The following is a 25,629-nucleotide window of genomic DNA, read 5'->3' on the forward strand; positions in this document are numbered from 1 at the left end:
AAGCAGCGAGACATCGCAGAGCGCTTCCTCAGTTTGAGGTTGAGGGTTCGGCTTCGGTGGCGGATGCCGACAGTTTAAGAATGCAGTAACGGGCAGAATTTTTAAGGCAGGTTCATGAGCGAGAAAAAGCGCGGCTTTCTGGGGCGTCTCTTCGGTGGCAAAAACAAACCGGAAGACGAGGCCGTTCCGGCCGCTGAAGATGCGGCGAAGGACGTACCGTCCGCGGAGCCGCAGGATGAGGACCCGGCGCTCGACGTGGAGATGGAGGTTCGCCCCGTTGCCGCGATGAACGAGCCGTTCAAGCCGTTTGCCATGGATGCCGCACCGGGTATCGCTCCCGAGCTTTCGCCGATGACACCTGCGCTGCAGCCGGAAGACATTGTGTCCACCGATGTCGGTTCCGACGTCGAGCCCCTGGAGACGGAGACGCCTGAACCGCCTGCGGAGGAACCTGAAGCAGCGCGGCAGGAAGCGCCCGAAGCACCGGCACCCGAAGCACATACGCCGGAAACGGCAAGTGCACCGGAACCGGTCATCGAGCCCGCTCCCGTGGAAGAGCCTGCTGCCGAAGAACCGAAACTGTCCTGGTTCCAGCGACTGAAAAGCGGTCTTTCCCGGTCTTCCGCGTCGCTGACCGAAGGCATCACTTCGATCTTCACCAAGCGCAAGCTGGACGCCTCCATGCTGGAGGAGCTGGAGGATATCCTGATCCAGGCCGACCTCGGGGTCGACACGGCGATGGCAATCACCGAACGGTTGTCCGACGGGCGCTACGACAAGGAAATCTCGCCGGAGGAAGTCCGGGAGATCCTGGCTGAGGAAGTCGAGAAAGTTCTGGCTCCCGTTGCCACGCCGCTGAATCTCGATACCGGCAAGAAACCCCATGTGGTGCTGATGGTTGGCGTCAACGGGACCGGCAAGACCACCACCATCGGCAAGCTGTCGCAGAAGCTGCGCTCGGAAGGCAAGACTGTCATGCTTGCCGCCGGCGATACGTTCCGCGCCGCGGCTGTTGAACAGTTGAAGATCTGGGGTGAGCGCACGGGCGCTGAAGTGATTGCGCGCGATACCGGTGCGGACGCCGCCGGACTTGCCTATGACGCGATGAAGGAGGCACAGGCCAAGGGCGTCGACGTGCTTCTGGTCGATACGGCCGGACGCCTGCAGAACAAGGCAGAGCTGATGGATGAGCTGGAAAAGGTCATCCGCGTGATCAAGAAGCACGATCCGGAGGCGCCGCACACGGTTCTTCTGACGCTTGATGCGACGACCGGCCAGAACGCGCTCAACCAGGTCGAGATCTTCGGCAAGGTTGCCGGTGTGAACGGTCTGGTGATGACGAAGCTCGACGGTACCGCTCGCGGCGGTATCCTGGTCGCGATTGCCGCCAAATACGCCTTGCCGGTGCATTTCATCGGTGTTGGCGAAGGGGTGGCCGATCTCGAACCGTTCTCGGCCAAGGAATTCGCCAGCGCGATTGCCGGGATGGCCTAAAACGGACCTCCTGTCGGGCACACGGCCTGATCCGCCGGGTGACCAATGGAAATGAACGGGGAAGGGAACCGCAGGCGTTTGAGCGCGTTAACTTTCCGTCGAAGTCTGTCGCGCGCGGAAACAACGGTCTGATTGCAGCCGGGCGCAAGCCCGGAAAGGCCGTCATGTTCTCCCGAGTGGTGCAATCTTTTCTTCTGGCCCTGGTGCTGGTCTTCGCCGGCAACCTGCCCGCGTTTTCACAAACGGAAAAACCCGGCGGAGCGATTACCGCCATGCCGGGTGCCGGCGATGATCAGGCGATCGAGCAGCGTATCAGGGGTATCTTCAACGAGCTGGACGGTCTGGCCGGAATTTCCGTCTCGGTAAAATCAGGCGTGGTCGACCTGAACGGAACCGTGACCGAAGCAATTCTTGCCACGAAAGCCGAAGAGCTTGCCGGCCGCGTTGACGGTGTCGTTGCGGTTCAGAACAATCTCACCGAGGAAACCGCGCTGGAGGAACGCCTCATTCCGGTTTACGAGCGGTTGCAGTCGCGCCTGTCCCAGGGCGTGAACTATCTGCCGCTCGCCATGGTCGCCTTGCTTGTCTGGATGCTGGCCAGCGCAACCGGCCTGGTGATCGCGCGGCTCGAATGGCCCTGGAACAGGCTCACGCCCAATGCTTTCATTGCGGATCTTGTCCGGCAGCTGATCAGGATCCTGTTCTTCGCGATCGGGATCGTGCTTGCGCTCGACGTCCTTGGTGCCACCGCCGTTATCGGCACCTTGCTCGGAGCTGCGGGCATTGTCGGCCTTGCGGTCGGTTTTGCCGTCCGGGATACGGTGGAAAACTATATCGCCAGTATCATGCTCAGCATTCGGCAGCCATTCAATCCGAAGGATTTCGTCAGGATCGAAGGCTATGAGGGGTTTGTGATCAGCCTTACGTCGCGGGCCACGATCCTGATGGAAAAGGATGGAAACCACATCCGCATCCCCAATGCCATCGTCTTCAAGAGCACGCTCGTCAATTACTCCACCAATCCGCGGCGGCGCTTCGTATTCGAACTGGGTGTCGACGCGGAAAGCAATCTGGACAAGGCGCTGGACGTGGGGCTGAAGACGCTTCAGCGGCAGGGCTTTATTCTGCAGGAACCCTCGCCCGATGCCTGGATCGAGGCATTGGGGGATTCCAACGTGGTCCTGAGCTTCGTGGGCTGGATCGACCAGACGCGTACCGATTTCCAGAAAGCCCGGTCCGAGGCGATGCGCCTGGTCAAGCTTGCGCTTGAATCAAGCGGCTTCTCTCTGCCCGAGCCCATTTACCGGTTGCGCTTCGACGATGCGCCAGCACTGGAAAACCTCTTGGCGGACCGTAAGCAGGCGGATCGGGAGCACAGGAATATCGCCAGTAAAGAGGCCGTAATTCCTGAAACGGTGGAAGAGGTGCCGAACGATACGGAAGCCGACAGGGACCTTGAAAAGCAGGTCGATCAGGAGAGAAGAGCAGCCCAGTCGGAAGATCTTCTCGATGAGGATGCGCCGAAGGAATTCGGCGCGAAAGCTGTGGCGCGCTCCTGACGGCCGGCTGAAGGCAATTGCGGCAACCGGCTCAGGAAACGCTGACCTTGCGCCACCTGGCTTCAACGAAGGAATAGACGGCAAAAATCATGAGACCGGCTGCCAGCGCGAACAGCAGGATCTGCCCGTAAGGCAATTCCTGAATATATCGCAGTGCGTCCTGCGTGGCCGGAAGGTCTCCGCCGGAGGCCGTCGCGCCTTCGATACCCAGCCAGACCATTACGGACAGAAGAGCGAACACGACACCGCGTGCACCCAGACCGAGGACCGAGACAAGGTGAACAACCTTCATGGGAGCCTCGTTTTCATCGAAATGCCTGCAATACTTGCCTGAATAGACTTTCCACCAGTGTGCCGCCGCGATACCCAGGAAGGTGAGTGACAGGGCCGTCGCGAACAAACGTGCACCGAGTACTCCTGCGACCGCATTGAGCAGTCCGGGAACCAGTTTGCCGCCACCGGAGCCGGTGAGTCCAAGAAGACCCAGGGCATAGATCGCAAGAGCACCATAGGTGGCAGCACTCGCAAGAAGCGTGATCCGCACGGCCATCCCTTGCACATCGCGGCCGTGATTGTCGGCGTCGAGCACAGCCTGGACCAGCCGCCAGATGACAAAGCCGAACAGGCCCAGGACCAGCACCGCAACCAGAATGGAACCAAACGGTTGGGAGAGCAGCGAGACGAGCGCGCCCTTGGTGCCCTTGCTGCTGCCGGCGCCGATGGAGGCGAGAATGGCAAAGAACGACACGACGCCGTAGACGACGCCACGCGAAAAATAACCTGCGCGCGCCGCGGCCTGTAACCAGTTTGACTGTCTCATTGCCCTGGTCTTTCTTCTTTACCGGCGGTTCCGGAAACCGGGCAAATGCCGTCAGGTGCGAGGGCCGGTCCCGGGGATGCCGAAAAAGGCAGGATGTGCGGGCTTCAATCAACCAAAGGCGTCAGGAGTGGTGTCTGGAAACCTTGTGAAAGCTGGTCGTTGCGAGCGGTTCAGGCCAGGCCGAGAAACGACAGTATGGCAATGACCACGACGACCAGTCCGACGAGATAGATGATGTTGTGCATGTCGGTATCCTTGTCAAAACGGAAAAGGGCCGGACGCTGGTTGAACGGCAGGGGTCGACCGTTCGTGGGCGGGGGCATGCGTCCGGCCCAAACTGTTGAGTTAAGATCTGCCGGGGGCTGGGCAGAAGTGCTTGGAGGGATCAGACCAGTCCGATGAAGGACAGGATCGCGCCAACAACGACGACAAGACCGACCAGATAGATAATACCGTTCATGTCTCTCTCCTTTCGTTGGAGAGAGAACCCGTCAAGCGGGAAATGGTTCCGCTAAATCGTACAGGGGATGAAAATCAGTTCCCCGGCTCCCAGCCATCGGGTGCCATGACAAAGCCTTCGAACTGAAATCCGGGCGCGACCGTGCAACCGACAAGGGTCCATGCACCGAGCGAGCGAGCCTGTTGCCAGCCGTCACGTGGAACGATGCCCTGAGGGTGTTCGCCGGCCAGAAGATCGTTGCCAAGGGTAACGACCTGTTTGGCGCGTCCGTCCGCGCTGATGGAAAGTTCCAGCGGGCTGCCCGCATACCAGTGCCAGGTCTCGACCGCATCGACCTTGTGCCAGCGCGACAGCACACCTTCGGGAAGCAGGAAGTAAATCAGTGTGGACGCGGCCCGGCCGGTATCGTCGGTGACGCTGTCGCGGAAGGTTTCGGCATAATAGCCACCTTCGGGATGTGGCTGCATCTTCAGAAGATCGACGATCTTTTCAGCGGTCAGGCTGGAGGAAGAAGTCATGAAAAGTCCCGGCTCGGCTCATTGGATTTTCCGGGACGGGATCACTCAGGAGGATTTCGACCCGGTGCAGAAGGCCAGATCATCGATGGTTTCGCGCAGAGCCGCAACCACTTCCTCGTAAAGCAGCTGCATGTCCAGCCTGTGTCCGCCACCCAGATGACCCGGTATCGGCTCAGCCTGGCCGACAATGCGGCTGACCACATCGCGTGCGCGCTGCTCCGCGGAGCGTGTCAGATGGTCTTCGGAACTCGCAGGTGTCATGGTGTGTGCCCCTTCATGATCACGATAGCGTGCATATGGGGGCAACTTCGCGTTGTTTTAAGCCTCCCGGCCAAGAAAAACCGGAAGGCGGCACAAGATCTTTGCGGCAGATGCCACAGGTATGATCAAGCGTTGTCCTTGCGGGTACGAATTTCGGAAAAGACTTCGGCAGCGCTTTTGCCTTCCATGCCGAGAGCCGCCGCAACCGAAGCTTCGCCTGCACGCAGGAAAGGGTTCGTCGCCTTTTCCCGCGCCATGGTTGTCGGCAATGTCGCGACCCCTTCCTGGCGCAGCGTCTCGACTTCGCTGGCCCGCGCCTTCAGATCGGCGTTGTCCGGCTCGATGGTCAGGGCAAAGCGTGCATTGGCAAGGGTATATTCATGGCCGCAATAGATGGTGGTGTCGTCTGGAAGCTGTCGCATCAGCTTGGCAAGCGACGACCACATCATGTCCCTGTCGCCTTCGAACACCCGGCCGCACCCGAGCGAAAACAGGGTGTCGCCGGTATGAGCCACCTTGATCGACGCGATGTACCAGGAGATCTGGTCCAGCGTATGGCCCGGGGTCGAGATTGCCTTGATCTCGTAGGGACCACATCTGACATCGTCACCGTCTTCCACGGTGCGGTCGAACTCGGCTATCTTCAGACGGGAGCGCTCGGGGCCGATGACGGTGGCACCGGTCTTGCGCTTGAGCGTGCCCAGGCCCTGAACATGGTCCCAATGGTGATGGGTCACCAGAATATGGGTCAGCGACCATCCGGTCTGTTCGAGCGCCTTTTCATAGGCGTCGGCATCGGGCACATCGACGGCAACGGTGGTGCCGCTTTCCGTATCGTGGATCAGCACGCCGAAATTATCGTCGAGACAGGTGAACTGGTGAATTTCGGTGGTGTCGACCAAGGCCATGAAAAGGCTCCCTGCTGAGATCGGATGGTTGAGGTGCAGACTGACAAAGACAAGCGCCAAGGGCAAGGCAAGAGATCTTGCGCTTACACACCGTTCCATGTTCAATCGCCGCGACCCTTTGTGACCGAGCCAGGCTGAATGTATCTCGACGTCGTTCATTTGCGCGCCTTTTACGATTTACCGCTCGGCAGGCTGCTGCGCAGTCTGATCGGTGCACCAATTCGCAAGATGTGGCCAGACCTCACCGGCAAGGCGCTGCTCGGCATCGGCTATGCCGGCCCGTTCATGCGGCCGTATCTCGATACGGTCGACCGGGCGATCGCGGCGATGCCCGCGCCGCAGGGCGCCGTTCACTGGCCGCGCGAGCGTGACAGCGCCTGCACGCTGGTGGAAGATCAGGACCTGCCGTTTCCAGATGCCTATTTCGACCGGGTGATGCTGGTGCACGCGCTCGATCACTGTTCGGATCCGGCGGCGGTGCTCAGGGAAGCCTGGCGGGTGCTGGTTCCGGGCGGGCGACTGATCGCCGTCGTGCCGAACCGGCGCGGCCTGTGGGCACAATCGGAACTTTCCCCCTTCGGTTATGGCAGGCCCTATTCGGGCAGCCAGCTGAAGGATCTTCTGAAAAGCTGCCAGTTCAATGTGACCGAGGACAAGGAAGCCCTCTTCATGCCGCCCTCGCGCGCCCGCGCCATCCTGCGTGCGGCCCGCACCTGGGAAGGCATCGGCCGGCGCATCTGGCCCGCGTTCGGCGGTGTCCTGATCATGGAAGCGGAAAAGGTCGTCTTCCAGAGCCTGCCTGTAGATGGCAAGAAAAGCCGTTTCCGGGTGCTGCGGCCGGTGTTCATACCAGAAGGCGTCGCGACAGGGCTGAAGCCTGTCAGGTCCGTGCATCGGCAGATGAAGGCGGATTAGAGTTGGTAGTTTTATTTATGGGCTGATATTGCGCTGGTGACTGTGAAGGGTAAGCGCCTGAGCTATAGGCAATCTAGTCGAGGCAAAGAAGCGCGTTAGGCGCAAGCCGATCTAGTTGCTGTTCTCGTTTCGGATGCGAAAAAACGTTGATTCTATTGACTGAATCTGCAACGTGCACTATGTTTCACTTAATCCGATGCTAACGCGATCGGTAACGAGATGGTACACTAATCCATCGAATGGGGCGAAAGCCCCATTTTTGTTATGGGAGCCATTTGTAGCCATAGCCTCTTATTTGACCAGATGGCGAACGATCATACTTGTGACGAATTAGTAGGTCTCTAACGGCAGCGCAAAATGGGCCGGCAGATACGTTATGGTTCATGAAATCACGAATTGTAATGTGACTTGGATGTGCGACCAAATCGCATAACTGTAAACCAGCTATATTGTCAGGCTTATATCTAATCTTAAGTGTTGGGCTGGCGATGCACTGCTGCATTCTTGCGGCTGAGACATAATATGTACCCTTGGCCAGAACCTCATCAAAGGCGGTCTGGAGTGCCTTATCTTTCTTTCCCTTTCGCCCTTCAGGCATAATGTCGCCAACGTCGTGCATCCGCTCAAGGAATTGTGTGTATTTTTCGATCATGATTTCCATGAGGTAGTGGTAAGGGTGCTGATTTCTCCAGTGAGGCTGGTTGATCATCCCGCGCTTGTCGATAAGTACGCTAATAACTGTGTAAGGTGTGCCAAGTAGCGCGCGCTCTATGCTACGATCAAACAGGTCGCGTTTTTGATGGTTATTCAGAACACCAAAGGCGCGCTTCCGTTTGACGATATCGGATCTATGGAAAATCAGCGGTTCGTCGGGATCGTGGTCGAATACGTTGGCTTTGATCCAGTCGAATTTTGGAGCTAAGTCGTCGCGAGCGTCTACAATAGACATAGCAACGCCCGTAAGGCTCAAATATCGATGGTTGTCCTCATCGACATGACCAATATCATCGGTTCCAACTTCATCTAGGTAAAGCCTGTACATGGGCACCAAGATGCAAAATCATGACTAACAATAGCCAAATCGATAAACTCAAGGAAGCTGCCAAGGAACTCGGTTGCGACGAGGACGAGTCCTAGGAAGCCTTTGATGTGAACCTAAAACGTATCGCGAAAAGTCCGCTACCTAAAGGCGAAAAGGAGAAGAACAAGCCCGCCGATTGACGAGCTTGTAGTGTGTTTACTGTAGATTACATGGCGGGTCGTAAAAATTCCGAAGGTCGGTCTCTATCGTTTCCCTGATGATGAGAGCGCCGGGAACGTGCATCGTGCTGATGTGCGTGGCCCCTGCGGTCCGAATGCACTCCCACCTATGATGGGATTCCAATTCGGTTTTGAGCCGCCTGTCGAAATTCTCGGTTTCGCCGATATAGATGATGTCCCACTTCCCATTCATGGCGCGTTTAATGAACATGTATACGCCCGACCGGAAATGGTAGGCGGTTCCGATGGGATCGATTTGGAATTCATATGTCTGCCCGCTGTAGCCGCGCGCAATCGACGTAACTAAAGTCGCTGGGGCTGGTTTGGGCATGAGCCCGCCTAGCGTTTGTGTAGTCGGGCGGTGCGGTGCAAGCCCAGTCATTCCCGGGAAAGTGCTGAATAGTGCAGCCATCTTTGCTCTGTCCTGTCATCAGGTGGGGCAGAGCCGATGCCCGGTTTCAGAATTTCCTCTGTTTGGCCACGACGGCTCACTCCTGGTTCGTGGTCATTGCGGGGACGGCATGTGCATGTCGTCCCCATTTCCCACAAACATACATCGATTCCTGGTCTGGGTCGAATCTCTGGATCAACATCTAGTGGTTGGTTCCTGGAATGTTCATGGCAAAGCCTACTAGAACGCATCCTAAAGGCATGGTTTGTCAAAAATAAAATCTCCCCCACAAGGGGGGGCCAGGTCTTATGTGCGGTAAGGTTTCAATTTCGCGATTGATGCTGCAGTGAAAGTTTTGCCCACGGCAGCGCAGAATTCCCCTCCCCCTTGTGGGGAGGGGTTAGGGGTGGGGGTCCAATTCCCCTAAATCTCACCTGAAACTCCAGCTACCGGCCTGCCGCCAGTTGATCTCGCCCGCTCACCGCTTCAGCAGGAACACGGCCTGTTCGGCAACGATGTTCCAGACCCACCAGGGGGCGTTGACCGGGATCTTGTTGCCTCTGCCGCTGAGGGCGATGGCTTTTTCGACGTTTGCGTCCAGTTCCCGGCAAAGCTCGACGAAATCGCGCAGGGAGCAGAAGTGGATGTTCGGCGTGTCGTACCATTCGTAAGGCAGGTACTTGGTCACCGGCATGCGGCCGCGGAACAGGAGCTGGGCCCGGTTGCGCCAATGGGCGAAATTCGGGATCGAGATCACCACCTGGTTGCCTATGCGCAAGAGTTCGCTGACGACCTTTTTCGGTTCGCGGGTCGCCTGCAGGGTCTGGCTCAGGATGACGACGTCGAACGCCCGGTCCGGATAGTCGGACAGGTCCTGGTCGGCATCGCCCTGGATCACCGACAGGCCGCGGGCAACGCAGCGGTTGACGCCTTCCTGGGACAGTTCGATGCCACGCCCGTCCACCTGGCGTTCGCGGACCAGAAGGTCGAGCAATTCGCCGTCGGCGGAGCCGATGTCGAGCACGCGGGCATTGTGCGGCACCAGCGAGGCGACAACCTTGTGGTCGCCGCGCACGTCGCCGGATTTGGTCTGTCTTGGAGCCAGGTTCACGGGATCAGGCCTCCTCGCCCGGTGCGGGCAGGCCGCGGGCATGAGCTGCGCCGGTGATGAAGCCGGAAATGGTCTGGAACATCTCCGGGACGTCCAGCAGGAACGAATCGTGGCCGCGGTCGCTTTCGATCTCGACAAAGGAGACATTGGCCGCCGCCGCGTTGAGCGCCTTGACCACGCGCCGGCTTTCCGACGTCGGGAACAGCCAGTCCGAGGTAAACGACATGACGCAGAAGCGTGTTTTCGTTCCCTTGAAGGCATTTGCCAGAGAACCGCCGAACTGATGCGCCAGATCGAAATAGTCCATCGCCCGGGTGACATAGAGATAGGAATTGGCGTCGAACCGGTCGACGAAGGTCATGCCCTGGTGGCGCAGATAACTCTCGATCTGGAAATCCGCATCGAAACCGAAGGTGACGTTGTCCCGGTCCTGCAGGTTGCGGCCGAATTTCTGGTGCAGGGATTCGTCCGACATATAGGTGACATGCGCCGCCATGCGAGCGACCGCCAGGCCCTTGGTCGGGCGTTGCCCTTCCTGCAGATAGCTGCCGCCGCACCAGTTCGGGTCGGCCATGATGGCCTGCCGTCCGACTTCGTGGAAGGCGATGTTCTGGGATGTGTGCCGGGCTGCCGCGGCAATCGGCACGGCCGAGAACACGCGCTCGGGATAGCTGGCCGCCCACTGCAGCACCTGCATACCGCCCATGGAACCGCCAATGACCGCGAACAGCGTGTCGATGCCGAGATGATCGACAAGGCGCGCCTGCGCCCGGACCATGTCGCGGATGGTGATGACGGGCAGCGCCAGACCATAGGCCTGTCCGGTTTCCGTGTTGATGGAAGCAGGTCCCGTGGTGCCGAGGCAGCCGCCGAGAACGTTTGAGCAGATGACGAAATAATGATTGGTGTCGATCGGCTTGCCGGGGCCGACCATCTGGCTCCACCAGCCGGGCTTGCCGGTCACGGGATTGGTGGAGGCCACGTACTGGTCGCCTGTCAGGGCATGGCAGACGATGACGGCATTGGACTTGTCCGCGTTGAGCTCGCCATAGGTCTCATACGCTATCTGCCAGGGGCCAAGCATCACGCCGGCATCGAGTTCCAGCGGCTCGTCCACCGGAAAGCAGGCAAGCTTGCTTGACGGCGAAACCGCTTCGCTTGCCTTCAGGTCCTCCGGGGTGGCGGGGCGTGATGTGTCTGCGGACATGGCTCTAAAGAATTATCTGTTGTCCCGGGCGGGAGTTTTTGACACCGGTTGCGCGGGCCACGGTCCGCCGCCGGGAAACGGTAGGCGCCCGGCAGAACGGCCAGACTGGCGACCTAGCCGTGCCGGAACGCCTGAGTCAATGTTTTCTTTTGCCTTTGGGCAATCACATGCCTATGACTATGCGCCGCTGAACCCAAACGAAGGCCGGAGCCACCTCATGTCTCACTTGCCGGACAGCGGGCTGTCGCTGGACGACCTCAGGACACGGGTCGACGAGATCGATGCACGCATCCACACCGCCCTGATGGAACGCGCCCAGGCAGAAGCCGGCATCCAGGCCGCCGGTCGCGCCGCAGGGGCTGCAGCCGCCCTGTTTCAACCCGAGCGCGACGCCGACCTGATGCGCCAGATGGTGGAGCGCCACGAGGGCGATCTGCCGCTTGCGACCGTCGAACATATCTGGCGCGACCTCATCTGCGCCTGCACCAGCCTGCAGGCGGACACCGCCGTTCATCTCGACGGCAGCGCCGATCTGATCGAGATGCTCGATCTGGCGCGTTTCTACTTCGGTTTCTCCGTGGAACTGGTGCCGGGGAGCGATGCCGCCGATGTGGTCGGCGCCGTGACCGCGTCAGCCGGTGACCTGGGCCTTGTGGCGCTGATCGACCGGGCGGAGCTGCCCTGGTGGCGCGGCCTCAGCGAATCCGGCGCACTGGTGCGGGCGCGGCTGCCTTTCGTCATTCTGGACGAGCGTCCCGCCGACCTGCCGGCGCTGGTGCTGGCCAAGGCCGACAGCATGATCGACAACGCGGATGTGGCGGTTTATGACGCCCGTTGGTCAGACCTTCTGCCGGGCAACCTGATGGACGAAGGCATCGAAGTTCTCAGCTTCTTCCGGTCCGCCAGCGGTGTCGATGCGCTGCTTGCGATTTCCGGTGAGCTGACGGAAGAGGACGTGCGCGCTGCCTGTCTGGCGGCAGGCGCCGCACCGGATGTTTTGAGACGTGTCGGCGGCTATGCCGCGCCGATCGACGGCAATGGCGATCCGGACGACACATTTGCTGCCGAGGACGAGGAGCCTCAGGGATGAACGAGATGACGACAGTGACCGAAGCAGGCAAGGCAACCGCAACCCGTCCGCAGCCGCGGCCGGGCGTTCTGGATATTGCGCCTTATGTTCCCGGCAAGTCCAAGGGCAGCCACGGCAAGACCGTGCACAAGCTCTCATCCAACGAAACACCGCTCGGCACCAGTGACGCCGCCCGTGCAGCCATTGAAGCCGTTGCCCGGAACCTTGAGCTTTATCCGGACGGATCCTCTGCCGAATTGCGCGCCGCCATCGGCGAAGTCTACGGCCTCAACGCGGATCGCATCATCTGCGGTGCCGGGTCCGACGAGGTTCTCAGCCTGATCGCCTATGGCTATCTCGGCCCGGGCGACGAGGCGATCTATTCCGAACACGGCTTCCTGGTCTACGACATTGCCATCCGCGCGGCCGGAGCAACGCCGGTGGTCGCGCCTGAAAAGGACATGACGACGGACGTCGATGCGATCCTGGCCAGGGTCACGGACAAGACCCGGATGGTCTTCATCGCCAATCCGAACAACCCGACCGGCACCTACCTGCCGTTCGAGGAGGTCAAGCGGCTGCATGAGGGCCTGCCGGCCAATGTACTGCTGGTGCTGGATGCCGCCTATGCGGAATATGTCCGCCGCAACGACTATGAAAGCGGTCTTGAACTGGCGGCGACGTCCGACAATGTTATCATGACGCGGACCTTCTCCAAGATTTACGGCCTTGCCAATCTGCGGCTCGGCTGGGGCTTCGGCCCGGCCCATGTGATCGATGCGCTCAACCGTATTCGTGGTCCGTTCAACGTCAGCGGCATGGCGATTGCCGCCGGCATGGCTGCCGTCCGCGACCGTGATTTCGTCACGCGCTCGATCGAGCACAACGATACCTGGCTTCCCTGGGTGACGGCGGAGCTGGAAAAGCTTGGCCTGAAGGTGACGCCGAGTGTCGGCAACTTCGTGCTGGTTCACTTCCCTGATGAGGATGGCAAGCGCGCGGCGGATGCCGATGCCTATCTGCTGGAACGGGGCTGTGTGCTGCGCATGGTCGGCAACTACGGGCTGCCGAACTCGATCCGCATGACCATCGGCTCCGAAGACGCCAACCGGGCCATCATTGGCCACCTGAAGGACTTTCTGGAACAGAAATAAGAACACATGACTGTTGCCCCCATTTTCGAGCGCATGGCCCTGATCGGCATCGGCCTGATCGGGTCCTCGCTTGCGCAGGTTGCCCGCCAGCGTGGCCTGGTCAAGGAAATCGCCATTTCCACCCGGTCCGCGGATACTCTGCAAAGGGCAGAGGAACTGGGCCTGGGCGACAGTTATGCGCTCGACGCCGCCGTGGCGGTGGAAGGGGCCGATCTGGTGATCCTGTGCGCACCGGTGGGGGCCAATGAAGCCATTGCCAAGTGGATTGCACCGGCGCTGAAGAAAGGCGCGATCCTGACCGACGTCGGCTCCACCAAGGGCTCCGTCGTCGATCAGGTCAGCCCACATGTGCCCGAGGGCGTGCATTTCATTCCGGGTCACCCGATTGCCGGAACCGAGCAGTCCGGTCCGGATGCGGGGTTTCCGACCCTGTTCGACCAGCGCTGGTGTATCCTGACGCCTTCAGAGGAAACGGATCCCGAGGCCCTGGAAAAGCTCAGTGCCTTCTGGCGCGCCTGCGGCTCCGACGTCGATACGATGGATGCCAGACACCACGACCTGGTGCTGGCCATCGTTTCGCATCTGCCGCATCTCATCGCCTACAACATCGTCGGCACGGCGGACGATCTGGAAACGGTCACCAAGTCGGAAGTCATCAAATATTCCGCATCCGGTTTCCGTGACTTCACGCGTCTTGCAGCGTCCGACCCGACCATGTGGCGGGACGTCTGTCTGCACAACAAGGACGCGATCCTGGAAATGCTGGCGCGGTTTTCCGAAGATCTTTCCGCCCTTCAGCGGGCAATCCGCTGGGGCGATGGCCAGATGCTGTTCGACCTCTTCACCCGCACCCGGGGCATCCGCCGCTCGATCATCGAAGCCGGTCAGGAAACCGACGCTCCCGATTTTGGCCGTCACGCCAAGGACACGGCCGGCGCGCCTGCGGAGTAGGTGCGCTTACCCGGAACACGTCCCGAGAAGGATGCTGTCGGGCGATAGTCCCAGCAATTGATTTCAGGCCAGCAACATCGCGGGGCCGTCAGACGCTTGGCGTCCAGATCAATTCGTCCGGTTGACGATGAAACCGGCAAGGGCGCTCAGGATCGCCGCACGGCTGCCATAGGGCGCAAGCAGCGTTTCGGCTTCCTCGACCAGCCGGCCAAGCTCGGAGCGCGTCCTGCCGGTGCCCCAGAGCCCTACAAGCGTTGCCTTGCCGGCTTCCGCATCCTTGCCGGTGGCCTTGCCCATTGTTTCCGCGCTGGCTTCCACGTCCAAAAGGTCGTCTGCCAGCTGAAAGGCAAGGCCGATCACTTCACCGAAACGGGTCAGCCGGTCGATATCCGCTTCCGGTGCATCCGCCAGAATGGCACCCGCCCGGCAGGCGTAGCGCAGCAGCGCGCCGGTCTTCATGGATTGCAGCTGGCGGATCTCCGCCTCGGTACGCTCGCGATGCTCCGACTCCAGGTCGAGCATCTGCCCACCCGCCATGCCGCCGATGCCGGACGCACGGGCAAGTTCGCGCGACAGCCGAAGGCGCACCGCTGCGTCCGCATGAACCGCCTCACCGGCGATCACGTCGAAGGCGAGCGTCAGCAACGCATCGCCGGCAAGGATAGCGGTTGCCTCATCATAGGCCTTGTGCACGGTTGGCTGGCCCCGGCGAACATCGTCGTCGTCCATGGCTGGCAGGTCGTCATGGACCAGCGAATAGCAATGGATCAGTTCCAGCGCACAGGCAGCCTGCAGAACGCCGTCATCCGCCCGTCCGAACAGATTGGCCGCTTCCATCACCAGAACCGGCCGCAGACGCTTGCCGCCGTTGAGCGCGCCGTGGCGCATGGCAGCAAGCAGACGTGGGGGGCGCACGGTTTCACCCGGCAGTGCCTGGGCGGCCAGAAGCGTTTCCAGCGTGGCCTCCACGAACTTGGCCTGGAACGTCAGATGCTGGTTTGGGTCAAGGGTCACGATTGGCTCCGGGACGGATCGGCAACATTTTCAAAGTCCGGGTTTCCCTGAAACCAATTCTCTGTATCGTCAAGGCTCGAATTTGAAAAAATGCCGGAGCTACCTGCCCGATCTTTTTAAACTGACCCATTTGGAGATTTTTCCATGAAACTGCTGTCGAGCCTTCTGCGATCCTTCATCAAGCGCGGGCGCATGCGTGTGATCGACATCGCGGGTGCCGTGCACGAATTCGGATCGGGCGAGGATGGCCCGACAGTGACCATCCGGCTGCACGACAAAAAGCTTTACCGATCCCTCTTTCTCAATCCGGAGCTGGCTGCGGGCGAAGCCTATATGGACGGGACACTGACCATGGAGGAGGGATCGACCTGCTACGACTTCATGTTCCTGTTTTCCATCAACAGGGCCCCGCTCGGGGCCAACCCGGTGCAGGGTATGCTTCGCAAGGGCTGGAAGCTCTTGCGGCGTCGCCAGCAGCAGAACAGCGTCGAGCGGGCAAAGTCGCAGGCGCGGCATCACTATGACCTCTCGACGGACCTCTACCGGCTGTTCATGGACGAGGGCCTCAACTACAGCTGTGCCTATTACACCTCACCGGACGACACGCTGGAACAAGCCCAGGCGGCCAAGCTGACCCATCTGGTCGCCAAGCTCGATCTGAAACCTGGGATGGAGGTGCTGGAAATCGGTGGCGGCTGGGGATCGCTCGCCATCCGCATGGCTCAGGCCGGTGCAAGGGTTACCTCGCTCAACGTCTCGCCGGAGCAGGTGAAGATCGCCGAGGAACGAGTGCGCGCCGCCGGTCTTCAGGACCAGGTGACATTCGTTCTGAAGGATTACCGGGAATTCGAAGGGCAATTCGACCGGATCATCTCGGTCGGCATGATGGAACATGTCGGCATCGGTCATCTGGATGAGTATTTCGGCCAGATCCGCAATTGCCTGACCGAGAAAGGTTATGCGGTCGTGCATTCCATCGGGCGCATGACACCTCCGGGCACGACGGGGCCGTTTATTCGCAAGTATATTTTTCCCGGGGGCTACGTTCCGGCGCTGTCGGAAGTCTTTGCGTCCACCGAACGGCTCGGGTTATGGGTTTGCGATGCGGAAATCCTGCGACTGCACTACTACTACACCATTCGCGACTGGCGCGTTCGCTTCGAAAACAAGAGGACGATGGCCGCTGATCTTTACGACGAAACTTTCTGCCGTATGTGGGAGTTTTATCTCTGTGCGGTTGAACTGGGTTTCCTGCACGGATCCAATATGGTCTTCCAGCTCCTCCTGTCGAAGGAGAGGGATGCCGTTCCGATTGTCCGCGACTTCATTGTCGATAACGAACGGGAACTGAATGGTAAGGGTTAAACCTGCAACGGGAGGAACGACGGGCTCTGGTGGGCCATCCGGACGCCGCCGTGGCATGATCGGTGTTATCCGCAAACGCTTTTTGCAGCTGCTACTGGTTCTTGTCCTGCTTCCGCCGGTTCTTACCGTGCTCTATTCCGTTGTCCCTCCGGTCTCGACACTGATGATCGGCCGCTATGTCCAGTTCCTGTGGGTCGACAGGCAATGGGTGCCGCTCGATCAGATCTCGCCGAACCTCGTTCGCTCGGTGATCACGTCGGAAGACAGCGGCTTTTGCGAAAACGACGGCGTCGAGTGGGATGCGCTTCAGGATCAGGTCGAAGCACTGAGCGAAGGCGAGAAACCGCGCGGGGCGAGTACCATCACCATGCAGACGGCAAAGAACCTGTTCCTGTGGGGCGAGCGGTCCTACATCCGCAAGGGTCTGGAGCTGCCGCTGGCCCTGATGCTGGATGCCATTCTGACCAAGAAGCGGATCCTTGAAATCTACCTCAATATCGCCGAGTGGGGCGAAGGCATTTTCGGTGCTGAAGCGGCTGCCCAGGCCTGGTTCGGCAAGAGCGCCAAGGAGCTGTCGCGCACCGAGGCTGCCAGATTGGCGACAGCTTTGCCAAATCCACGCGGCCGGAACCCCGCAAAACCCGGGTCCGGACACCGGAAACTTGCCGGTACGAATCTGGCCCGTGTGAAAGGCGCAGGGCCGATTTTCGGCTGTGTTCTGGGGAAATAAGCAGGGGTGGATAGCGCTTTGTGTCGGCCTGTTCTATTCAGACCAAGAATTTTTTCTCAATGGGGTGGCAAAACGTTGGCGTTGCCTGTATAACGCCGCGCATTCCAACACGCTGCGTGACGCCACGCCCCGGGCTAACCCGGTCCGGGCCGCGCGGTTATGGACCACGGAGAAAAACAAAATGGCCGTTCCAAAGAGAAAAACCTCGCGCTCCAAGCGCGGTTTTCGCCGTTCCGCGGACGCCCTCAAGCAGCCGACTTACGTCGAGGACAAGGATTCGGGCGAACTGCGCCGTCCGCATCACGTTGACCTGAAGACCGGCATGTACCGGGGCCGTCAGATCCTTTCCGCGAAAGACGACGCATAACACTTGCATTCTTCCTGAATGCAGGTTGCGTCCGGACCGGATCGCCGCATGGCAAAACAAGATTGAGGCTGGCCTTGTTTCGACGGGCTGGCCTTTTTCTTTTCAGTGCCTTGAATTGGCTATCAAGATCGTGTCAGCTCGCTGCGATTTCCGCCCGCTTCGGGCGTCCTTGATTCCGGGAGCCGTCCATGCGCCTTTTTTCAGCCCTTCCCTTCACGCTCTTCTCACTGCTGATCTATAATGCTCTTGCTTTTACGGCAGGCGCGGGAGATCCCGGTTTCTGGTCGCAGCCGATGATCACCATCCAGATGGTGTCCGGCGCCACCTTCGAGCTTCTGACGAGCGATCTGCTCATCACCGTCGGGCTGTTGTTTCTGTTCATAGAAATTCTGAAGGCGACCCGCATCGGCACGACAGCCTTGCTTGACCACATGTTCTCGGTGCTGGTGTTCGTCGCCTATCTGGTGGAGTTTCTGGTGGTGCAGCCCGCGGCGACGTCGCTGTTCTTCATCCTGATGGCGATTTCCCTTATCGACGTGATCGCAGGCTTTTCCATCTCCATCACCGGTGCCCGACGGGACGTTTCCTTCGGCCATGGCGACATGCACTAATCAGGTGTCTCGCTGAAACACCGTCAATGGGGGCAAGTGGGACGCAGTCGAACGCAGATCCGGAAAGGTCAGGCGTCCTTGCTGTCTTCAACGATGGCGTGTTTCTGGATCAGTGGCAGCTGGGTCAGGGTGAAGACAAGGGTGAGCGGCATGATGCCGAAGACCTTGAAGCTGACCCAGAAATCGGTCGAGAAGCTGCGCCAGACGATCTCGTTGATCGCGGCGAGCACGAAGAAGAAAACGCCCCAGCGGAAGGTCAGCTTGCGCCAGCCTTCGTCCGTCAAATGGAAGGCGCTGTCGAAGACGTAGCCGAGCAGGGCCTTGCCGAACAGCAATCCGCCCAGCAGAACCGTGCCGAACAGGCAGTTGACGATGGTCGGCTTCAGCTTGATGAAAAGCTCGTCGTGCAGCCACAGTGTCAGGGCGCCAAAGACCAGAACCACCGCGCCGGACACCAGCGGCATGATCGGCAGGCGCTTCGTCAGCCACAGCGACACGACCAGCGAGACGGTGATCGCCACCATGAAGGCGGCGGTAGCCAGGAAAATCGGCTTGCCGACTTCCTGCAGCACGGGAAAGGCGGCGGCGATCTGTTCGCCGCGGGCGTTGAACAGGAAGAACACGCCGAGCGGTCCCAATTCCAGCGCCAGCTTCAGGAGCGGCGAAAGTTCCTTGCGGGTGGGGTCGTTCGGAGCGTGTTCGAGTTCCATGTTTTTCCGTTATCCTGTTCAGGAAGTCTGATTCCGGACATAGGTGATGGAGGGTGCCAGGGTCAAGGACCCCGGGCCGATTCGGAAAATAGAGCCGGAAATTTTAAAGGCCAGTAGAGAGGCAACGGGAAGCGCGAAGATGAAACGTTGGATGCTGTGCCTCGCCACCACCTTGCTGTTTACGGTCCCCGCATCCGCGGCGATGCCTGTTCGCTGGGACCAGCTCAAGGATCCGGAGGCCGCAGCTTATGAGGATCCCTTTGCCGCGCTGAGCGGCACAGAGCTGCGGTCACTCGGCACGGTGTTGCAGCTCCGCCAGCGGTTGGACAAGATGGCCGCGGACGATGCGGAACGTTCGGCGTTCGAACAGCGTCTTCGGCAGGAAGAAGCCCAGCTTGCAGCGGCCGGAGTGCCGACGGACAAATTGTTGTCGCAACGCTTCGAGGTTGCGAAAAAACGCGCCGCGGCGGCGCTTGCCGGCAATCCGGTTCTGGCCGGCAGGGACATTGAGATTACCGGCTACGTGATCCCGGTTCAGGAGCCCGGCGGCGATCAGGTGGTCGCCGGCTATCTGGTTCCCGAACAGGGGATGTGCAGCCACATGCCTGCGCCCGATCCCAACCAGATGATCCGTTACCGGCTGTCGACCGGCTGGCGGGCGGACTACGTCTATGAACCGGTCCGGCTGACCGGGCGGCTGTCCCTGAAGACTACGCGCCAGGAAATCAACCTTCTGGACGGTCAGGTCGACATGATCGCAGCGTTCGAGATGGAAGTCACCGGTGCCCAAAGCCTTGGCGATCAGGCAACGCCCGACCCGATGAACCGGATCTGGAAATTCTTCAAGGGACCGGTTCCGGAAAACTCCTGGAAGCACCCATGAAAAAGGCGCCGCAACGGGCGCCTTTTCCTGTGATCGCGCGCCGAAGCCTCAACCGTTGGCGATGTACTGGCCGCCGTTGATGGTCATCACCGCGCCGGTCATGAAGGCGGCTGCGTCAGACGCCAGGTAGACGACGGTCTGGGCGATTTCCTCCGGATGGCCAAGGCGGCCGACCGGAATGCCGGAGATGATCGACTGCAGCACCTTTTCCGGCATGGCGGCAACCATGTCGGTGTTGATGTAGCCCGGGCAGACGCAGTTGACGGTAATGCCCTTGAAAGCATTTTCCTGCGCCAGTGCCTTGGTGAAACCGATCACGCCGGCCTTGGCCGCGGAATAGTTTGCCTGGCCCATCTGGCCCTTCTGGCCGTTGATGGAGGAGATGTTGATGATGCGGCCCGAGGCGCGTTCACGCATGCCGTTGATCACCGGCTTGGTCATCGTGAACATGGAATCGAGGTTCGTCGACAGGACTTCGCGCCACTGTTCGAAGCTCATCTTGTGAAACATGCCGTCACGGGTGATGCCGGCGTTGTTGACCAGCACTTCCACCGGACCCAGTTCGCTTTCCACCTGGGCAATGCCTGCGGCGCAGGCGTCAGGATCGGATACGTCCCACTTGAAGACGTGGATGCCGGTTTCGGCCTTGAAGGCCTCCGCTTTTTCCGTGTTGCCGGCATATGTGGCCGCCACGGTGTAACCTGCGTCTTTCAAGCCCCGCGAAATTGCTTCGCCGATACCGCGCGTGCCACCCGTGACCAATGCGACCTTGCTCATTCCATTTCCTCCTGACTTCCTGTTCCGGGCCCTTTGGGCTCTCTGACATCAATTCAGTCTCGTTTGCTGTTCCCCATCATGGCCGGAGGTCCGGCCATGATGTTTCTTGCCGTTAGGGGCTTAGCGCTCCAGGCACATGGCGACACCCATGCCGCCGCCGATGCACAGGGTTGCAAGGCCCTTCTTGGCGTCGCGGCGGTTCATTTCGTGCAGCAGGGTCGTCAGGATACGGGCGCCGGAGGCGCCGATCGGGTGGCCGATGGCAATCGCACCGCCGTTGACGTTGACGATATCCGGGTTCCAGCCCATGTCCTTGTTGACCGCGCAAGCCTGGGCGGCAAAGGCTTCGTTGGCTTCCACCAGGTCGAGATCGGCTGCGGACCAGCCGGCTTTTTCAAGCGCCTTGCGCGATGCCGGGATCGGGCCGGAGCCCATGATTGCCGGATCGACGCCCGCAGTTGCCCAGGACGCGATGCGAGCCAGCGGCTTCAGGCCGCGCTTTTCGGCTTCAGCGGCACTCATCACCAGGATGGCAGCAGCGCCATCGTTGATGCCGGAGGCGTTGGCCGCGGTCACGGACCCATCCTTGGTGAAGGCCGGGCGCAGTTTCGCGACACTGTCCAGCGTTGCGCCGTGGCGGATGTATTCGTCATCCTCCACAACGCGCTCCGCACGGCGTTCGACGACGGTCACCGGGGTGATCTCGTCCTTGAACTTGCCGGCCTTCTGAGCGGCTTCAGCCTTGTTCTGGGAGGCAACGGCGAACTCGTCCTGCTGCTCGCGGTTGATCTGCCACTTCTCGGCGACGTTCTCGGCGGTCTGGCCCATGTGGTAGCCGTTGAAGGCATCCCAGAGGCCGTCCTTGATCATGGTGTCGATCATCTTGTAGTCGCCCATCTTGTAGCCGGAGCGCATGTGGGCGCAGTGCGGCGACAGCGACATGTTTTCCTGGCCGCCGGCCATCATGATGGTGGCATCACCCGAGATAATCTGCTGCGCTGCAATGGCGACGGTACGAAGGCCGGAGCCGCAGACCTGGTTGAGCGTCCAGGCGGTGGCGCTGTCGGCAATGCCGGCCTTGATAGCTGCCTGGCGCGCCGGGTTCTGGCCCTGACCGGCTGTGAGGACCTGGCCGAACACGACTTCGTCGATGTCGCCGCCGTCGACGCCGGCCTGTTCCATGGCTGCCTTCATGACAATTGCACCAAGGTCATGCGCCGGGGTGTTGGCAAAAGCGCCAAGGAACGACCCCACGGGCGTGCGGGTCGCACTGACAATGACGATATCGGTGAAAGCGCTCATCATACTCTCCAGACTTGAGGCCAATTGACCGTAGTGGACTGGTGCCGTTGGGGCACCTGTCGATGCTTATTATGCGTCGACTAGAAACTGCGCCGGGATTTGTGTCAACCGTATCACTCCGTATCGAAGGTGTGTTTTCGCATTTGCGGTATAATCCTTTCGTCAGCGCACATAAAAAGGCTGGCACGATCCGATGCGATTGGCTTAGTCTCTTATCCGGAGGAGATGACAGGTCTGCGAAAGCCTTGTCGTCAAATGGGAAACTAGCCAAAAGGCTGATAGGCGGAATTCACGTATGGCCAAGACCAACGAGCCGACAATCATCAAGAAATACGCCAACCGGCGACTCTACAACACGGGCACGAGCACCTATGTGACGCTCGAAGACCTGGCGGTGATGGTGAAGGGGGAGGAGGACTTTGTCGTCTATGACGCAAAGTCCGGTGAAGACATCACACGGTCGGTCCTGACCCAGATTATATTCGAACAGGAAGGCAAGGGGCAGAACCTTCTGCCCGTTACGTTTCTCCGTCAGCTGATCCGTTTTTACGGGGACAGCATGCAGGGTCTCGTGCCGAGCTTCCTGGAATACTCCATGACCTCGCTCACCAAGGAGCAGGAAAAGCTGCGCTCGCAGATGAGCGAAGCTTTCGGCGCAACGGCTTTCGAGGCCATTGAGGATCAGGTCAAGCGGAACACGGAAATGTTCGAACGGGCCATGAAGATGTTCATGCCCTTTCCGGCCGCTGGAGGCGATGCGTCTGCGTCTGCCAATCCGGCAAACCCGTCCAAGCCGGCGAAGTCCGAAGGGAATGATCTCGACGACATGAAGCGCCAGCTGGAAGACATGCAGAAGAAGATCAACCAGCTGAGCGAAAAGTCCTGAGGCTCTTCGGACGCTAGCCATGCGCCGCGCTCAAGACACCGGCGACGTCACCATCGTTGCCCTGGGCGCAGAGGCGATGGTTCTGCAAACGCTGGAAGCCTGGTTCGTCGAGGAATGGTTCGACTGGTATGGCCCCGAGGGGCCGGGTGATGCGCGGCTGGATCTGGAAAACTGTCTTGCACCCGAGAGCCGGCTGCCGCGCTGTCTTGTTGCTCTGAACGCAAACGGCACGCCGGTAGGCACTGTGTCCCTACGCGATACGTCGCCGGGGTCGGACCGTTATCCGGGCGCCTGGCTGACGGCGTTGCTGGTTGAAAAGGCATCCCGGCGCAAGGGCATCGGTGCGCAGCTCATCGCCGCAGCCGAGCAGGAAGCCCGCCGTCTGACGTTTCCGGAAATCCTGTGTACCACAGCAACGGCCCGTTTCCTGCTTCTGGCAAGGGGCTGGCAGCATATCGAGACACTGCAATCGGTTTCAGGGCCTCTGGGCATCTACAGCAAGGCTCTGGACGCTGATTGAGCGGATCACGCCATCTTGTATTTCTGATCCGCTGCCAAGCCTTGAAGACGTGCCGGGTTCAAACCCAGGCCGACCCCGAGCAGGGACGAGCGTGCGTCTCGAGCGATAGCGGCATGCTCTTGAGCCACCAGCTTATCTCTCAAGACGCAGGCACACTCACTCCTCGGGATGAGGTTGCGTGGAGGCGATACTGTTACCCGCAGTCCGCGACCAGGTTTGCGGCTGCGATGCCGGCAACGGCGCAGGCTTCGTCATTGTCCGAGGTATCGCCGGTGATGCCGACGGCGCCGAGTGTTTCCCCCTCGGCGTTCTTGACCAGAACTCCGCCGGGAACCGGAACGATGGCCCCTCCGGACACGCCGTTCAGCGCATTGACGAAATGCGGACGGGATTCAGCATTGGCATTCAGCCATCTTGTGCCGGTGCCGACAGCCAGCGCGCCAATGGCTTTGCCGGTGGCAATCTGCGGGCGCATGATCGAGGATCCATCCTGCCTCTTGAGCAGAACCGCATGGCCACCCGCATCAAGAACTGCAACGGTAAGCGGTTTCAGAGTCAGCTCGGCTGCTTTTTCGAAAGCGGCAGAAATGATGGTCTCTGCCGTTGATAATGTCAGTTTGCGCATTTTCCCACTTCTCCTTAAGGTGCTGCCCGCGATACCGATTTGCTAACAGAACACGGCATTGACGAATAGACGGCAATCCCGAGAAGCTATTGCTGCATTTCGGAAAGAAAGACAGTGCGGGCAGGAGACATTCAGTGAAGCGTGATTTTCAGGCTCCGGGCCGGTCCCCGGTTTTTGCGCAGGAAGCTGCGGCTGCCACGTCTCATCCGCTGGCGACAAGTGCAGCCCTGGAAGTGCTTCAGGCCGGTGGCAATGCCGTTGATGCGGCGATTGCGGCGGTCGCCGTTCAATGTGTTGTCGAACCGCATATGACCGGCATTGGCGGGGACTGTTTTGCCATCGTCATGGAACCGGATGGACGCCTGACCGGTTTCAACGGCTCCGGCGCAGCCCCGAGGGCTGCAACACCTCAGAAACTGGCCGAACTTGGCGTCAAGGACATCACCGATACGTCGCCGCACGCCGTCACTGTTCCCGGTGCGGTGCGCGCCTGGGAAACGCTGCTGAAGGCGCATGGCACCAAGAGCTTCAAATCGCTGTTCAAGCGGGCGGTTCAATATGCCCGTGACGGGTTTCCCGTGGCGCCTCGTGTCTCCCGGGACTGGGCCGAGGATGTCGACAAGCTGCGCGCCGACGAGATTACGGCGACGCGCTACCTGATCAACGGTGAAGCGCCGAAGTCCGGTACCGTTCTCAAATATCCGCGCCTTGCAGATACGCTGTCGGCAATTGCCGAGGGCGGGGCCGATGCCTTCTACTCCGGCCCGATCGCAGACGACATCGTGAGCGTGCTGCACGCGCGCGGCGGGCTGATGACCCATGACGACCTGGCCGCTTGTCACACGACGGCGGTGTCCCCGGTACTCAGAGATTACAAGGGCCATACGGTGGCGGAACTGCCGCCCAACGGGCAAGGCATCGTAGCGCTGATCATGCTCGGGATACTGGAGCGATTCGATCTGGAAAGCCTCGACCCGCTCGGCCCGGAACGCTTCCATCTGGAAATGGAGGCTGCACGCCTAGCCTATGGCGTCCGGGAACAGTTCATTACCGATCCGGGCTACATGGATGTCTGCCACACACGGCTGATCGGCTCGGACTATATCGACCAGCTCGCCCGGCAGGTCTCAATGACCAAACGGATGACCTCCGTTCCGGCAAGCGCACTCACCCCGCAAACTGATACGGTCTATCTGTCCGTGGTTGACAGGGACGGGCTCGCGGTTTCCTTCATCAACTCGCTTTTCAGCGGCTTCGGCAGCGGTATCGTCGCGCCGGACACCGGAGTGCTGCTGCATTGCCGTGGCAGTTCGTTCCGGGTTGAGCCGGGGCATGCCAATTCCATCGACGGCGGCAAGCGGCCGATGCATACGATCATTCCTGCAATGGTGTTGAAGGAGGGCGCGCCGTTCCTGTCCTTCGGCGTGATGGGAGGTCACTATCAGGCCTGCGGTCATGCCCATGTTCTGACCAACATCATCGACTACGGCATGGACGTTCAGGCTGCGATCGACTTCCCGCGCATGTTCTTCGACATTGCCAGCCACGAGCTGCAGGCCGAAAGGCTGGTGCCTCCGTCCACCCTGGACGGGTTGCGAACCCTCGGCCATTCCGTCGTACCGGCATCCGGCCCGATTGGCGGGTCCCAGGCCATCATGATCGACAAGGCCAGGCATCTGCTTACCGCCGGTTCGGATCCGCGCAAGGACGGGCACGCCGCGGGCTATTGATCTGGCCTCGGCTTGCTGGTCAGCCGCGTCA

At 60.2% G+C, this 25,629-nt stretch carries 27 protein-coding genes; 14 read left to right on the forward strand and 13 right to left on the reverse strand.

Annotated elements, in window-relative coordinates; translation table 11 throughout:
• The first annotated feature begins 114 nt into the window (after nucleotides 1–114).
• Nucleotides 115–1,494, forward strand: a complete 1,380-nt coding sequence (gene ftsY, locus ACYQ54_RS19345) for a signal recognition particle-docking protein FtsY (RefSeq protein WP_460085543.1) — start codon at nucleotides 115–117, stop codon at nucleotides 1,492–1,494.
• Nucleotides 1,495–1,658: 164 nt separating this feature from the next.
• On the forward strand, nucleotides 1,659–3,053 hold the full coding sequence (locus ACYQ54_RS19350; protein ID WP_460085545.1) for a mechanosensitive ion channel domain-containing protein: 1,395 nt from the start codon (nucleotides 1,659–1,661) through the stop codon (nucleotides 3,051–3,053).
• A 31-nt stretch (nucleotides 3,054–3,084) separates the two neighbouring features.
• Here the strand turns inward: ACYQ54_RS19350 and ACYQ54_RS19355 are convergent, their stop codons facing one another.
• The 5 genes from ACYQ54_RS19355 to gloB form a co-directional block, all read right to left on the reverse strand.
• Nucleotides 3,085–3,873 carry a DUF1206 domain-containing protein gene (locus ACYQ54_RS19355; protein ID WP_460085546.1) on the reverse strand — a complete coding sequence of 263 codons (789 nt, stop codon included), beginning with the start codon at nucleotides 3,871–3,873 and terminating at the stop codon, nucleotides 3,085–3,087.
• 170 nt (nucleotides 3,874–4,043) lie between these two features.
• The gene (locus ACYQ54_RS19360; protein WP_460085548.1) at nucleotides 4,044–4,196 is read right to left on the reverse strand and encodes a hypothetical protein; all 153 of its coding nucleotides are present in this window, start codon (nucleotides 4,194–4,196) and stop codon (nucleotides 4,044–4,046) included.
• A 211-nt stretch (nucleotides 4,197–4,407) separates the two neighbouring features.
• Nucleotides 4,408–4,851, reverse strand: coding sequence for a cupin domain-containing protein (locus ACYQ54_RS19365; protein ID WP_460085549.1), 444 nt, complete (start codon nucleotides 4,849–4,851; stop codon nucleotides 4,408–4,410).
• A 45-nt stretch (nucleotides 4,852–4,896) separates the two neighbouring features.
• On the reverse strand, nucleotides 4,897–5,112 hold the full coding sequence (locus ACYQ54_RS19370) for a hypothetical protein (protein ID WP_023002583.1): 216 nt from the start codon (nucleotides 5,110–5,112) through the stop codon (nucleotides 4,897–4,899).
• Between the two features lie 125 nt (nucleotides 5,113–5,237).
• Entirely contained in the window at nucleotides 5,238–6,020 is a 783-nt protein-coding gene (gene gloB / locus ACYQ54_RS19375; protein ID WP_460085551.1) for a hydroxyacylglutathione hydrolase, read from the reverse strand.
• Between the two features lie 138 nt (nucleotides 6,021–6,158).
• On the opposite strand from gloB, the gene ACYQ54_RS19380 reads away from it, so the two are divergent.
• Nucleotides 6,159–6,935 carry a class I SAM-dependent methyltransferase gene (locus ACYQ54_RS19380; protein WP_460085552.1) on the forward strand — a complete coding sequence of 259 codons (777 nt, stop codon included), beginning with the start codon at nucleotides 6,159–6,161 and terminating at the stop codon, nucleotides 6,933–6,935.
• Between the two features lie 262 nt (nucleotides 6,936–7,197).
• On the opposite strand, the gene ACYQ54_RS19385 is transcribed toward ACYQ54_RS19380, so the two are convergent.
• The 3 genes from ACYQ54_RS19385 to metX form a co-directional block, all read right to left on the reverse strand.
• A complete protein-coding gene (locus tag ACYQ54_RS19385) occupies nucleotides 7,198–7,977 on the reverse strand; it encodes a DUF3800 domain-containing protein (RefSeq protein WP_460085553.1) in 780 nt (259 codons plus the stop codon).
• A gap of 1,087 nt (nucleotides 7,978–9,064) precedes the next feature.
• On the reverse strand, nucleotides 9,065–9,697 hold the full coding sequence (metW, locus tag ACYQ54_RS19390; RefSeq protein ID WP_460085554.1) for a methionine biosynthesis protein MetW: 633 nt from the start codon (nucleotides 9,695–9,697) through the stop codon (nucleotides 9,065–9,067).
• 4 nt (nucleotides 9,698–9,701) lie between these two features.
• Nucleotides 9,702–10,904, reverse strand: coding sequence for a homoserine O-acetyltransferase MetX (gene metX / locus ACYQ54_RS19395; protein ID WP_460085556.1), 1,203 nt, complete (start codon nucleotides 10,902–10,904; stop codon nucleotides 9,702–9,704).
• A 217-nt stretch (nucleotides 10,905–11,121) separates the two neighbouring features.
• Here metX and ACYQ54_RS19400 point away from each other — a divergent pair, with 217 nt between their 5' ends.
• From ACYQ54_RS19400 to ACYQ54_RS19410, 3 genes are read left to right on the forward strand one after another with little or no spacing between them, the layout of a single operon-like run.
• Entirely contained in the window at nucleotides 11,122–11,994 is an 873-nt protein-coding gene (locus tag ACYQ54_RS19400; protein ID WP_460085557.1) for a chorismate mutase, read from the forward strand.
• A complete protein-coding gene (gene hisC / locus ACYQ54_RS19405) occupies nucleotides 11,991–13,127 on the forward strand; it encodes a histidinol-phosphate transaminase (protein ID WP_460085558.1) in 1,137 nt (378 codons plus the stop codon). Before ACYQ54_RS19400 ends, hisC begins: the two co-directional genes overlap by 4 nt.
• A 6-nt stretch (nucleotides 13,128–13,133) precedes the next feature.
• Nucleotides 13,134–14,078: a prephenate/arogenate dehydrogenase family protein gene (locus ACYQ54_RS19410; protein ID WP_460085560.1), complete on the forward strand. Its 945-nt coding sequence runs from the start codon at nucleotides 13,134–13,136 to the stop codon at nucleotides 14,076–14,078.
• A 108-nt stretch (nucleotides 14,079–14,186) separates the two neighbouring features.
• On the opposite strand, the gene ACYQ54_RS19415 is transcribed toward ACYQ54_RS19410, so the two are convergent.
• Nucleotides 14,187–15,092, reverse strand: coding sequence for a polyprenyl synthetase family protein (locus tag ACYQ54_RS19415; protein WP_460085561.1), 906 nt, complete (start codon nucleotides 15,090–15,092; stop codon nucleotides 14,187–14,189).
• Nucleotides 15,093–15,236: 144 nt separating this feature from the next.
• Between ACYQ54_RS19415 and ACYQ54_RS19420 the strand changes: the two genes are divergently transcribed.
• The 4 genes from ACYQ54_RS19420 (at nucleotide 15,237) to ACYQ54_RS19435 (ending at nucleotide 18,165) form a co-directional block, all read left to right on the forward strand.
• Nucleotides 15,237–16,457: a class I SAM-dependent methyltransferase gene (locus ACYQ54_RS19420; protein ID WP_460085563.1), complete on the forward strand. Its 1,221-nt coding sequence runs from the start codon at nucleotides 15,237–15,239 to the stop codon at nucleotides 16,455–16,457.
• 55 nt (nucleotides 16,458–16,512) lie between these two features.
• Nucleotides 16,513–17,187: a monofunctional biosynthetic peptidoglycan transglycosylase gene (gene mtgA, locus ACYQ54_RS19425; protein WP_460085564.1), complete on the forward strand. Its 675-nt coding sequence runs from the start codon at nucleotides 16,513–16,515 to the stop codon at nucleotides 17,185–17,187.
• 181 nt (nucleotides 17,188–17,368) lie between these two features.
• Nucleotides 17,369–17,554, forward strand: a complete 186-nt coding sequence (rpmF, locus tag ACYQ54_RS19430; RefSeq protein ID WP_006936667.1) for a 50S ribosomal protein L32 — start codon at nucleotides 17,369–17,371, stop codon at nucleotides 17,552–17,554.
• A gap of 188 nt (nucleotides 17,555–17,742) precedes the next feature.
• The gene (locus tag ACYQ54_RS19435) at nucleotides 17,743–18,165 is read left to right on the forward strand and encodes a hypothetical protein (RefSeq protein WP_460085566.1); all 423 of its coding nucleotides are present in this window, start codon (nucleotides 17,743–17,745) and stop codon (nucleotides 18,163–18,165) included.
• 68 nt (nucleotides 18,166–18,233) lie between these two features.
• Here the strand turns inward: ACYQ54_RS19435 and ACYQ54_RS19440 are convergent, their stop codons facing one another.
• Nucleotides 18,234–18,875, reverse strand: a complete 642-nt coding sequence (locus ACYQ54_RS19440) for a septation protein A (RefSeq protein ID WP_460085567.1) — start codon at nucleotides 18,873–18,875, stop codon at nucleotides 18,234–18,236.
• Between the two features lie 139 nt (nucleotides 18,876–19,014).
• Here ACYQ54_RS19440 and ACYQ54_RS19445 point away from each other — a divergent pair, with 139 nt between their 5' ends.
• Nucleotides 19,015–19,758 (forward strand): DUF3299 domain-containing protein, encoded by a 744-nt coding sequence (locus ACYQ54_RS19445; RefSeq protein ID WP_460085568.1) that lies wholly within the window; start codon nucleotides 19,015–19,017, stop codon nucleotides 19,756–19,758.
• Between the two features lie 48 nt (nucleotides 19,759–19,806).
• Here ACYQ54_RS19445 and phbB read toward each other — a convergent pair whose 3' ends face one another.
• Both phbB and ACYQ54_RS19455 read right to left on the reverse strand, forming a co-directional pair.
• Entirely contained in the window at nucleotides 19,807–20,535 is a 729-nt protein-coding gene (gene phbB, locus ACYQ54_RS19450) for an acetoacetyl-CoA reductase (protein WP_460085569.1), read from the reverse strand.
• Between the two features lie 120 nt (nucleotides 20,536–20,655).
• Nucleotides 20,656–21,837, reverse strand: coding sequence for an acetyl-CoA C-acetyltransferase (locus ACYQ54_RS19455; protein ID WP_040440547.1), 1,182 nt, complete (start codon nucleotides 21,835–21,837; stop codon nucleotides 20,656–20,658).
• 295 nt (nucleotides 21,838–22,132) lie between these two features.
• Between ACYQ54_RS19455 and phaR the strand changes: the two genes are divergently transcribed.
• Together phaR and ACYQ54_RS19465 are read left to right on the forward strand one after the other, a co-directional pair.
• On the forward strand, nucleotides 22,133–22,723 hold the full coding sequence (phaR, locus tag ACYQ54_RS19460) for a polyhydroxyalkanoate synthesis repressor PhaR (RefSeq protein ID WP_460085571.1): 591 nt from the start codon (nucleotides 22,133–22,135) through the stop codon (nucleotides 22,721–22,723).
• Nucleotides 22,724–22,742: 19 nt separating this feature from the next.
• Nucleotides 22,743–23,243: a GNAT family N-acetyltransferase gene (locus ACYQ54_RS19465; RefSeq protein ID WP_460085572.1), complete on the forward strand. Its 501-nt coding sequence runs from the start codon at nucleotides 22,743–22,745 to the stop codon at nucleotides 23,241–23,243.
• A 193-nt stretch (nucleotides 23,244–23,436) separates the two neighbouring features.
• Here ACYQ54_RS19465 and ACYQ54_RS19470 read toward each other — a convergent pair whose 3' ends face one another.
• Nucleotides 23,437–23,868, reverse strand: a complete 432-nt coding sequence (locus ACYQ54_RS19470) for a GlcG/HbpS family heme-binding protein (protein ID WP_460085574.1) — start codon at nucleotides 23,866–23,868, stop codon at nucleotides 23,437–23,439.
• Between the two features lie 134 nt (nucleotides 23,869–24,002).
• On the opposite strand from ACYQ54_RS19470, the gene ggt reads away from it, so the two are divergent.
• Entirely contained in the window at nucleotides 24,003–25,598 is a 1,596-nt protein-coding gene (gene ggt / locus ACYQ54_RS19475; protein WP_460085575.1) for a gamma-glutamyltransferase, read from the forward strand.
• Nucleotides 25,599–25,629: the final 31 nt, after the last annotated feature.

The organism is Roseibium sp. LAB1 (assembly GCF_054658235.1).